This is a genomic window from Collinsella sp. AM10-26, from assembly GCF_003472525.1.
In the GTDB taxonomy this organism is placed as follows: Bacteria; Actinomycetota; Coriobacteriia; order Coriobacteriales; family Coriobacteriaceae; genus Collinsella.
On sequence record NZ_QRMC01000014.1, the window covers coordinates 1,552 to 12,770 of the forward strand.

At 57.2% G+C, this 11,219-nt stretch carries 8 protein-coding genes; 7 read left to right on the top strand and 1 reads right to left on the bottom strand.

The genetic code is table 11. The features are described from left to right. The first annotated feature begins 562 nt into the window (after positions 1 to 562). From DW123_RS09320 to DW123_RS09350, 7 genes are all read left to right on the top strand, one after another. Positions 563 to 1,297: a 3'-5' exonuclease gene (locus tag DW123_RS09320; protein WP_158570695.1), complete on the top strand. Its 735-nt coding sequence runs from the start codon at positions 563 to 565 to the stop codon at positions 1,295 to 1,297. Between the two features lie 329 nt (positions 1,298 to 1,626). Further along, positions 1,627 to 1,833 (top strand): hypothetical protein, encoded by a 207-nt coding sequence (locus DW123_RS09325; RefSeq protein WP_117773406.1) that lies wholly within the window; start codon positions 1,627 to 1,629, stop codon positions 1,831 to 1,833. 2 nt (positions 1,834 to 1,835) lie between these two features. Beyond that, positions 1,836 to 3,632 (top strand): class I SAM-dependent DNA methyltransferase, encoded by a 1,797-nt coding sequence (locus DW123_RS09330; RefSeq protein ID WP_117769399.1) that lies wholly within the window; start codon positions 1,836 to 1,838, stop codon positions 3,630 to 3,632. 2 nt (positions 3,633 to 3,634) lie between these two features. Beyond that, entirely contained in the window at positions 3,635 to 4,909 is a 1,275-nt protein-coding gene (locus tag DW123_RS09335; protein WP_117848312.1) for a restriction endonuclease subunit S, read from the top strand. Between the two features lie 3 nt (positions 4,910 to 4,912). Further along, entirely contained in the window at positions 4,913 to 5,476 is a 564-nt protein-coding gene (locus DW123_RS09340) for a hypothetical protein (RefSeq protein ID WP_117769403.1), read from the top strand. Between the two features lies 1 nt (position 5,477). Then, entirely contained in the window at positions 5,478 to 8,570 is a 3,093-nt protein-coding gene (locus DW123_RS09345; RefSeq protein WP_118272889.1) for a type I restriction endonuclease subunit R, read from the top strand. Between the two features lie 39 nt (positions 8,571 to 8,609). Continuing rightward, a complete protein-coding gene (locus DW123_RS09350) occupies positions 8,610 to 10,733 on the top strand; it encodes a DUF262 and DUF1524 domain-containing protein (RefSeq protein WP_118272888.1) in 2,124 nt (707 codons plus the stop codon). A 67-nt stretch (positions 10,734 to 10,800) separates the two neighbouring features. On the opposite strand, the gene DW123_RS09355 is transcribed toward DW123_RS09350, so the two are convergent. After that, the coding region (locus DW123_RS09355) for a hypothetical protein (RefSeq protein ID WP_233540189.1) at positions 10,801 to 11,219 on the bottom strand (419 nt) is incomplete at its 5' end.

Below are 11,219 nucleotides of genomic sequence, written 5' to 3' on the forward strand. Positions count from 1 at the left end.
GCTTCGTACGCTGCTTAAGTGCCTCGGAAAGTCCGATAGGCGCCGTGAGGAGCGAGACCAAAGCGGTCAGGAGCTTCACGAAATCAATCAGATCGGTCATGGGCATCACCTCCCGTCGCATGGAGGGCGCTGCCCGGCACATGGAACTGCCGTCAACAACTGCCATTCTATCAAAGCGCGGTCATAAATACGAATATATGTTCGATAATAACAGCAACGTGATTCCCTCGAATAGCAGCCTTTCGTAAGGGTGGCAGAAGACGGCGCTGAGCGATTGGGGATAGACGCGCAGGTCTTCGTCACCGAAAGCCCGTTTGATTAACCAGCCCTCTGTAGGTACACTGCATATTGATGGGCTCGGGATGACCGCTGATTCAAGTCACCGGGCCTAAATCTTTTTCATGCATTTGAATAGAGCGGGCGACTCTCTTGGGGCGGTCTGCATGGCGTGCGACCGGAGCATGGTATTGCGTCCCGCTTTCATGTCCGCGCGGGCGCCTATCCTTACGGCAATGCAGCCGCCTATGTAGCAAGCGGCAGTTGACGGAGAAAGGCCATAACCGTGTCAGCTGAAAAGACGCTGGGTATCTCGGCTATCGATACGACGAACTTTGCGCGCCAGATCGTGCTGGACTTTGAGTTTGCGCCGGTGCCAAAGCAGCGCCAGCGCCGTGGGCTGCGCAATGAAATTATCGAGGTCGGCGCTGTTAAGCTCGATTACCACGGCAACATTATGGGCGAGTTCTCGCAGTTTGTGCAGACGGAATTTACCGAAGGCGTTGCGTTCCCCGTCCGCGAGCTCACTGGGATATCGGCCGTGGACACAGCGATGGCCGATCCGCTCTACGTGGTGATCAAAAGGCTCAACGATTGGATTGGTCGTTACTCCGCCCAGGTGGTCTGTTGGAGTGGGGCGGACCGCCGGCAGCTTATGACCGAGTGCCAGGCAAAGCACATCCATCTTTCCGCATTTCCTACGGACTGGGCCGACCTACAGGCGTTTTACACCTCGATCATGGACGTGGGCAGCCACGGGCGCGTCTCGTTGGGCGACGCGGCAACGTGGTTTGGCATCGAGTTTGACGAGTCGACGGGTCACGCTCACAGCGCCCTTGCCGATGCGCGCGTGACCGCCAAGCTGCTCAAGCAGATGATGGACGGGGACTACCGCGTGAGCCCGCGCGCTCGGGAAGTCCGCCAGCGGTGGGGGATAGGCGAGCGAACTCAGACGCGCCTTTCTAGCAAGTGCCCCGAGCTGGGAGACCTGCTGCTAAAGCTGAAAGCGGAGGGGAGGTAGGGGGCGTTCAGTTGGTAGCCGAGGCAGTTGGGACGGTCGAGGTCGCGCTAACGAAAATCCATTTGTTAAACCTGCTAGCCCTGGGTACACTGCATATCGATGGGCCCGGGATGACCGCTGATTCAAGTCACCGGGCCTAAATTCATATCTATAGGTTTAACCGAATGGCTGACAAGCCTACGGGACCTAAGATTCCATGGCATCGCGAATGGGCAGAACGTTGACTCTCGACTTCCCCTTCTATCTGCGTCAGATGGTCATTGGCTTCTGTTCCTTTGCTAGAATCAGAAGCACATTTGTATTGCATCATGCAATCGCGGGGGTTGCCAATGAAATACGCCGAGCTTGTCGACGGAGAGGCCAAGACAAGCGAGCTCAAGAGCTTTCTTGTGGATGGCGAGAACGTTGCCGTGACCATCCGCATACCTAAAAACATGCGTGATGCGGCGAAGGACGCCGCTGCGCTTTCTGGCATCAGCTTTACCTCGCTGGTAAAGATGAGCCTCATCGAATATCTGACCAAGAAGGAGAAATAGCAGTGGCGGATAGCGACGATCTTATCAAGGCCGTTGGCGCCAATATTCAAGAGAAGGCATCTCTCATTTGGAGTGCCGCCGATACCCTGCGTGGCCCCTACAAGCCTCATGAGTACGGCCTGGTCATCCTTCCTATGACCGTTATCAAACGCTTCCACGACTGCCTTGAGCCCACGCACGATGCCGTTCTCGCCGCAGCTGAGAAATACAAAGCCTTTTCCGTGAAGGACGGCTTTTTGCGCGATGCCTCCGGCTACCCCTTCTACAACACCTCTAAGTTCACCTTCGAGACGCTCAAGGCCGACCCGGAGAACATCGAGGACAACTTCAAGGACTACATCAACGGGTTCTCGGACAACGTGCAGGACATCTTGGCACGCATGAAGTTCGCCGACCAGATCGAACGCCTCTCCGACCCAGACGCCCCGCTGCTCTACCAGGTCGTCTGCGACTTCTGCAAGCCGCAGGCCGACATGTCGCCCGACAAGATCAAAGCTGTGGACATGGGCTACATCTTCGAGAACCTCATTCAGCGCTTCTCCGAGTCCTACGACGAGGACGCCGGCGCTCACTTCACGAGCCGCGACATCGTGTACCTCATGACCGACCTGCTCATTCAGGCGGACCCGCACGTCTTCGACGGCGACCGCATCACGAAGACCGTCTACGACCAGACCATGGGAACCTCGCAGATGCTCGGCTGCACCGAGGAGCGCCTGCGCCAGCTCGACGCCGAGGCCCGTGTAACCTGCTACGGTCAGGAGTTCAATCCCTTCACTTTCGGCATCGCGAAGGCGAGTGCGCTAATTCGTGGCGAGGACGACGCCAACATGCGCTTCGGAGATACCCTCTCCGCCGATAAGTTCGATGGCTTCAAGTTCGACTACTGCATTTCCAATCCACCCTTCGGTGACCCGTGGAATCCTCAGGCCCCCTCGGTGGAGAAGGAATTCAAGACTGCCGGCGGTGGACGCTTCCCCGTTGAGAAGCTTCCCGCCAAGGGCGATGGTCAGATGCTCTTCGTGCTCAACGGCCTGTCTAAGCTCAAGGACGACGGCGTGATGGCGATTGTCCAGGACGCGAGTCCGCTCTACAAGGGCAAGCCCGGCAGCGGCGAGGACAGCATCCGCCGATACGTGTTGGAGAACGACTGGCTCGACGCGATCGTGCAGCTGCCCTGCGACTCGTTCTACAACACCGGCATCGCCACCTACGTTTGGCTCTTCAGCAAGGCGAAGGCACCGGAGCATCGCGACCACGTGCTGCTCATCGACGCCTCCCGGTGCTTCGAGAAGCGCCGCAAGGGCATTGGCGACAAGAAGAACGACATCACCAAGTCCTGCCGCGACCTTATCGTCCAGGCGTACTCCGAGTATCGCGACGGCACTTGGACGGGCGCCGGGTCCAACGGACTAGAGGTCTCCGTCGAGGCGCGCCTGATGGAGACGGTCGAGTTTGGCTTCAACCGCGTTGCCGTGGAGAGCCCCGTCGTCGACGAGGACGGAGAACCCGTCCTTAACAAACGCGGGAAAATGCAGGCGGACAAGGCCAAGGAGGACACCGAGGACATCCCGCTCACTCAGGACATTGACGCCTATATCGAGCGCGAGGTACGCCCGTACAACAAGTACGCCTGGGTGGACAAGAAGAAGACCAAGGTGGGCTACACCGTCCCGTTCACGCGCGTGTTCTACAAGTACGCCGAGCTGGAGCCAGCTGACGAGATCGCCAAGCGCATCCTCGAGCACGAGAAGACGCTCGAGAAGAGCCTCAAGGCCCTCTTCGGAGAGGTGCGTTAGCAATGCGGGAGATGAAGGACAGCGGCGTCGAGTGGCTCGGCGAGGTCCCCTCGAGGTGGAAATTGCATAGGGCTAAGCGCCTGTTTAAACTCACCAACGACAGGGGCAACGATGACCTTACGCTTTTGGCAGCGACCCAGAAGCATGGCATGTGGCCTCAGGATAGGCTTGAAGGTGTTGTTCGCGTTAAGGACGATACCGACCTAAGTAGATTCCGTACGGTTCACAGGAATGATTTTGTAATCAGCCTGCGCAGCTTCCAGGGCGGCTTCGAGCGCTCCGACTTCGAAGGGGTCTGTTCGCCTGCTTACCAAACGTTTCGCTCAATAAAGCCAATCGACTATCAGTTCTATAAGTACTTGTTTAAGTCGCCGTCGTTTATTGACCATATGAATTCACTAACGTTGGGCATCCGCGAAGGCAAAACAATCAAGTTCGAGGACTTTGCAGCCCAAGTGCTACCCATGCCTCCCCTCGATGAGCAGCGCCGCATCGCGGAATACCTGGACGATAAGTGCGCCGAAATCGACCGCGCCGTCTCCACCGCCGAGCAGTCTATTGAAGAGTACAGGGCGTATCAAAACGATGTGGTTAAACGAGCCATTGTTTACGGTACGTGTAACGCTTTCAAAGTGAAAGAAAGCGGAGTCCCGGCGATAGGAAAAATGAATGCGAACTGGGGCCTCGTGATGGTGAAGCGTCTCGCTGTATTTCTCAACGGAGATAGAAGTGACAGCTACCCTTCAGGCGACGATATTCAAGAGGCTGGAATTCCGTTTATTACGTCTGGCGACCTCAATGGTCGTTATCTTCCCGACGTCTTTTCGAAGTACATTTCGCAAGATAAGTACGATTCACTTAAGGGTGTGAAGCTACGGCGCGGTGATGTCGTCTTTTGTTTGCGCGGAAGCGTTGGCAAATGCTCGTTGAACCGAACGGAGAACTGCGGCACGGTTGCTTCTTCGCTGACTGTCGCTAGACCCATTTGCTGCGCTCCCGAGTGGCTTAGCTATGCGCTTACGTGCTCATCTACCACCAATCAAGCCATGGCTACTGCCATTGGTGCAACGAGCGCAAATCTTGCCGCTAACGTATTGGCTCGGGCGTTTGTGCCATTGCCCCCTCTCTCCGAACAGCGTCTCATTGCGGACTACTTGGACGAGAAGTGCACCCAGATCGATGCCGATATCGCTGCCAAGCAGGCTATCATCACCGACCTCAAAGCGTACAAGCAGTCGCTCATCTACGAGACCGTCACCGGAAAGCGGGAGGTGTAGCCAATGGGCGATTCCTATCGTCTTCCGGGCATCGTGCTGGAGGCGTCGTCGTCGAAAACGTGGGATATTGCCGTTTCCGAATGGCACGTGGTGGGGTGCCATGACAATGGGAACACCTCCGGAGAGTGTCTTTGCGGGCATGAGGGCATCAGGTATGAGTTCACAATCAAAAATTCCGTCAACGGGAAAGAGCTCTCGCCAATAGGCTCCACCTGCATCCTTAAGTTTGAAAATGATGAGCTCAAGAACGAGGTTGAGGGCTGGAAGGCAGCGATCAAGCTGCTGGAAGCCCTTGAGGCGAGGAAGCCGGGCGTGCGACTCGATGGCATGAACAGGGATCTGTTTTCTCGACGCCTCTACGCTTTCCTTTACGAGAGGGGCGCCTTTCCGGCCAATAGGTACAACGGTTATGACGGTCGAAACGATTACGAGTTCATGGTGGATATGTTCAACAAGAGGACGGCACCGACGGAAAAGCAGCGCGCGAAGATGTACATGGTGCTAAACAAGAGCATATTTCCGTGGCTCGCTCTCTTTGGTCGCGAGTTGAGAGAGATGAGGTTGTAGCATGCCTGCGCAGACAAAGGAAAAGAACCTCGAAGAGGACATCGAGTCGTTTCTCTGCTCGCCTGAGGGCGGTTTCTTCAAGTGCGACGACAGGCATTCGCTCCTCTACGTCGAGGACGGCACCTATCAGATGGTCGGCGGCGGCTACATGGAGCATCGTGACCGTGCGCTCGACGCCGCCACCCTGGTCAACTTCATCCAGACGACGCAGCCCAAGGCGTGGGATCGCTTCGAGCGCATGTGCAACTCCGATTCCACGGCGAAGTTCGCCAAGGTCTTCAACGACGCCGTCGACCGCCTGGGTATGGTCGCGGTGCTCAAACACGGCTTCAAGCACCGAGGAATTCCTTTCAAGGTCGTATTCTTCAAGCCGGAGAGCGGGCTTAACGAAAGCGCCGCCGACCGCTATGCCAAGAACGTCTGCCGCTGCATCCGCCAGTTCCACTTCGCCGAGACGGGCAACCAGACCATCGACATGGTCCTGGACGTGAACGGCATCCCCCTGGTGGGCATAGAGCTCAAGGACCAGTTCACCGGCCAAGACGTTGAGAATGCCATGCGCCAGTGGCGCGAGGACCGCGACCCGAGGTGTCGCTGTCTCAAGTTCAACACGCGCATGGTGGCCTTTTTCGCCGTCGATCTCGAAAATGTCTACATGACCACCAAGCTGGAGGGCGCGAAGACCTTCTTCCTGCCGTTCAACCAGGGCTCCGCCGGGGCGGGAAACGACGGCGGCGCCGGCAACCCCGCAAATCCCGACGGTTATGCCACGAGCCACTTGTGGGAGGTCGCCCTGCAGAAGGACAGCCTGCTCGATATCGTCAACAAGTTCCTCCACCTGGAGGTCAAGGAAGAGACAGAGCTCGATGCGCGCGGCAACGAGGTGAAGCGCAAGAAGGAGCGCATCATCTTCCCCCGTTACCACCAGCTCGACTCCGTGCGTAAGGTCATCGCCGACGTGCGCGCGAACGGGACGGGCAAGAACTACCTCGTGCAGCATTCGGCGGGGTCGGGCAAGTCGAACAGCATCGCCTGGACGGCCTATCGCCTTGCATCCCTCTTTGTGGATGACACCCCGCTGTTCGACTCCGTGGTCGTCGTCACCGACCGCCGAGTGCTCGACAGCCAGCTGCAGGAGACCATCTCGGGCTTCGATCACGCCATCGGCTCGGTCGTGACCATCGGCAAGGACAAGACCTCGGCCGACCTGCGGGACGCCATCAACGGCGGCGCTCGTCTCATCGTCTCGACCCTTCAGAAGTTCCCCGTGATCTACGAGCAGGTCGAGAGCAAGGGTAAGCGCTTCGCCATCATCGTCGACGAGGCACATTCGTCCCAGACGGGAACGAGCGCGCTCAAGCTCAAGAGCGCCCTTGCCGACAAGCGCGACGCGCTCGAGGAGTACGCTGAGATCGAGGCGGAAGCCGAGGACGCCGCAGCCGATTGGGAGGACCAGCTCGCCGACGAGCTCGCGAGCCACGGCCGTCACAAGAACCTGACCTTCGTTGCCTTTACCGCTACGCCAAAGGAACAGACGCTCGAGATCTTCGGCGATGAGTGGCCTGACGGGTCCTTCCACCCGTTCCACGTCTACTCGATGCGCCAGGCGATAGAGGAGGGCTTCATTATGGACCCCCTCGCCAACTACGTGAGTTATTCGGAGGCCGTCGAGCTCGCACGCACGGTCCCCGACAATCCCGACGTACCGAGCAGCCCCACGCTCAAGCTGCTCCGCAAGTATAAGGAGCTGCACCCCTATGCCCTCGGCCAGAAAGCCGAGATCATCGTGGAGACATTCCGCAATGTGACACGCACCAAAATCCGCGGCAAGGGCAAGATGATGGTGGTCACGGCCTCGCGCCTCGCGACGGTTCGCTACTACCACGAGATCAAGCGCTACATGCAGAAGAAGGGCTACGATGATATCGAGGTGCTGGTGGCGTTCTCGGGCGCCATTAGCGACCCGGCTGACGGCCCCGACGGTCCCGAGTACACCGAGCCGGTCATCAACGTCGGCCACGATGGACAACGCGTCGCCGAGAGCCAAACGAAGGCTGAGTTCCACAACTATGGGGACGTGCTTGTTGTTGCCGAGAAGTACCAGACGGGCTTTGACGAGCCGCTGCTGCACACGCTGGTGGTGGACAAGAAGCTCAAGGACGTGAAGGCCGTCCAGACGCTCTGCCGCGTCAACCGCATCCACCCGGACAAGGAGGACACCTACATCCTCGACTTCGTGAACAAGCCCGAGGACATCCAGAAGGCTTTCGAACGCTTCTACACCGAGACGTCGCTTTCCGAGCAGATTAACACCGACCTCCTCTATCAGGTGCAGACCGATATTCGCGGTTACGGGCTCTATGACGAGTCTGACATTGAGGCCGCTGCCGAGATAGTCTTCACCGATGGCAAGGGTAAATCGCAGAGCAACGTGCAGGGTAAGCTCGCGGCCGTTTTGAAGCCGGCGGTCGCGCGTTATAACGAGTTGAACGACGATGAACGCTATCAGGTTCGTCGCAAGGTGCGTAGCTTCTGCAAGTGGTACACCTACATCACCCAGATCGTGCGCATGTTTGACCGAGACCTGCATAAGGAATACGTGTATTTAAGCTATCTGCGCCACCTCCTCAAGGTCGAGAAGATCCCCGTCGAGGCTGTGGACGACAAGGTCGAGATGCGCTTCTACAAGCTCAAGCAGGAGTTCGAGGGCAGCATTTCGCTTGAGCCTGGCGGCGGCGTGCTCGATCCCGGTGGCGCGGCCAAGACCGTGACGCCCGATAAGAAGCGCGACCCGCTGCAGGTGCTCGTGGATAAGTTCAACGAGCAGTGGGCTGGCAACTTCACCGAGGGAGATCGTGTGGTTATCGACACGCTGTGGAAGCGTATCGCCGAAAATCCGCGGGTCGCCGACACCATCCGTCGCGACGGCAGACAGGTCTTCGAATCAAGCCTGCTGCCCAAGGTGTTCGATGAGGAGGCTCGCCGCGCCTATGTGGAGAACACGGACTCCTTTACCAGCCTCTTTGAGGACAGTGAGAAGTATCGCGCCATGATGAGCGCCATCGGGCAGCTGCTGGTGGAGAAGTTCAAGTAGGATTCCTGAGATCGATGTTGGAAAAGGGAGCAAGCGTAAATGAAAGCAACCGAAGCGAATCTGCTTGACCTTATGGGCGTGGCGAAGATGCAGTTTGTCATTCCTGTGTACCAGCGAGTTTACTCGTGGAGCGTAAAAGAGTGCGAAGTACTTTGGGATGACGTCATGCGAGCGGGTCGTGATGACGTATCACATTTCGTGGGGTCGATGCTCTATATCCCTGAGTCCGAGAGCTCGGCCACAAGCATCTCACGCGTGCTCCTGATCGATGGACAACAGCGCATGACGACGTTTTCGTTGATGATCGCCGCCTTGGCTGACTATTTGGAGAGTAATCCCGACAAGGCCGGTTTCCTTGGCGATCTCAAGATCTCAGCGCTGAGGAAAAATTACCTCTTTAACGATGATGACTACAACGGTCTGGCGCGCTACAAGCTGGTGCTTTCTCAGGACGATAAAGAGACGCTGTTTTCCATCGTATCTAGGTCTCCCGTGCCAGATGAAAAATCGGATCGGATCGTCGAGAACTATGCGTTCTTCCGTGAAAAGATGCACGGGAAATCATTCGACCCTGCAAGGCTTTGGGCGGGGCTAAACCGCGTGCAGGTCATCGACACCAAGCTCACCGCGGGCGTTGATAATGCCCAGCTCATATTTGAGTCCATGAACTCCAAGGGCAAGCCGCTCACGCCTATTGACCTCATTCGTAACTTCGTTCTTATGTCTCTTCCCAATGACGAGCAGACCAAGCTTTACGAGGGTTACTGGCACCCGCTCGAGCGCTTGTTCGGAAAAGGCGGCGAAGAAGAGTTCAATGCATTTATCTGGTACTGGCTGTGGCTCAAGGTTCCCAATAGGATGCCAAAGGAAAACGAGGCCTACTACGAGTTCAAACGCTATTTTGCTGATGACTACGATGGGGATACCGAGGGCCTGCTGAAGGAGCTCCGCGAATATGCGCAAAGATATGCCAGGTTGTTCCTTGGCGAGGAGAAAGACGATGGCCTGCACCAAGTATTCGGCAGAATCGTAAGCCTTGATGTGAAGCAGATCAGGCCTCTTTTGATGCTGCTTTACTCGGTTTACGAGGGAAATATGTTAAACCACAATGCGTTTTTGCGTATCTGCGAGACTATCGAGTCGTTCCTGTTCAGGCGGGCGGTTTGCGGCAGGCTTACCACGGGCCTAAATAATTTCTTTGCCGGCATGTATCGCAACCTCGAGCAGCAGGACGATATAGAGGAGTACGTTACGGCGATGCTCCTTATCCACAGCAGCGGTATGACTGCGTACTTCCCGACAGACGAGCATTTTGTCGAGGAGTTTAAGACGCGTGACTGCTACAACCGCTTCTCCAAAAAGCGCTATTACCTGGAGCGCATGGAGAACTGGCACCACCCGAAGGAGCCCATCTCGGCTGACAATTACCAAATCGAGCACGTCATGCCCCAGACGATCGACGGTGAACATGGCTGGAAGGAATCGCTTGGCGAGAACTGGGAAGACATCCACGACAGGTTATGCAACAACCTGGGCAACCTTACGCTGACGGGCTACAACCAGGAGTACTCAAACCGGTCGTTCTCGGACAAGCTCAATCTTCCGAACGTGGGACTCAAATGCAGCCCGCTCTACCTGAACAAGTCGTTTGCCTCGCATGAAAAATGGGGTGAGGAAGAGATTGGGCAGCGCGCGGACGAGCTGGCGAAAGAAGCGTGCGAGATATGGAAGTATCCCGACCTTCCGGCAGACGTCGTCGACAAGTACCGTCCTTCTCGTGGGGAGTCTGACGAGGCTCCTGTCTGGACTCTGCAGGAGAACCACCCCACCTTTGCCGAAGGTGGGTTCAACCAGAAGCTTTTCGATGAGGTGCGCGAGTCCGTTCTGAGTGGTAACCCTTCGTGGGAGTCCTACATAGCCAAGTACTATGTAGGCTTCAGGTCGGGCAAGCGAAAACTGCATGCCGTGTTGGAAGGCAGGACTAGCAACGGTGGCTGGATTGCCGTTGGCTTGGCAAAGAGTGTGGATGATCTAACGGATCCAGAGGACATGTGCCAGGACAAGCGTACGCAGGGTGGATTCGGTCCAGGCCTGCCGACCTATGTTGCCCTTCGGAATCCCGATGACATTCCCGCGGTGCTCGATCTCATAAAGCAGTGCTAGGTTGAAGGCCGGGAATCTAAATCCCGGCCTTTGCCAGCTCAAAATCGTCGATGGCTCGTCCGCCTGTCTACATCCTCGCAATCCCGCGCGCGGCGCTCAGCAGCTCGTACTCCCTCTGGCTCCATTGGCGCAGATCGGCAGTCTCGACGGCATCGCGACACAGATTCAGGAACACCTCGGCGCCCTCGCAGAAGCACTCGCGGGCAAAGGCGCCGGATCCGTCCGCAACGCATGCGCCGTCGGCGAAGAGCTTCCAGCTGGACGGCACGCGCGAATCGTCTCCGAGCAGCTTGACCTGCAGTGCGTGCGGGTCACCGGCGGCACAGAGCTCTTTCTCAAACACCTGCACGGTAAAGCGCATCTGGTGGGAGAGGCTGCTCTTGACCATGGCCGAGGCATAGCCGCTCGGCCCGTCCAGGAGATGAATTCGTTTGGCTCTGTTAGACCAGGATTGACATTCCGCCCCGTCATCTTCTTGCGATTGCA

Excerpts from the sequence above, each read along its gene's own strand:
- DW123_RS09350 (WP_118272888.1), top strand. The coding sequence starts at position 8,610 with ATGAAAGCAACCGAAGCGAATCTGCTTGACCTTATGGGCGTGGCGAAG.
- DW123_RS09340 (WP_117769403.1), top strand. The coding sequence starts at position 4,913 with ATGGGCGATTCCTATCGTCTTCCGGGCATCGTGCTGGAGGCGTCGTCG.
- DW123_RS09325 (WP_117773406.1), top strand. The coding sequence starts at position 1,627 with ATGAAATACGCCGAGCTTGTCGACGGAGAGGCCAAGACAAGCGAGCTC.
- DW123_RS09335 (WP_117848312.1), top strand. The coding sequence starts at position 3,635 with ATGCGGGAGATGAAGGACAGCGGCGTCGAGTGGCTCGGCGAGGTCCCC.
- DW123_RS09345 (WP_118272889.1), top strand. The coding sequence starts at position 5,478 with ATGCCTGCGCAGACAAAGGAAAAGAACCTCGAAGAGGACATCGAGTCG.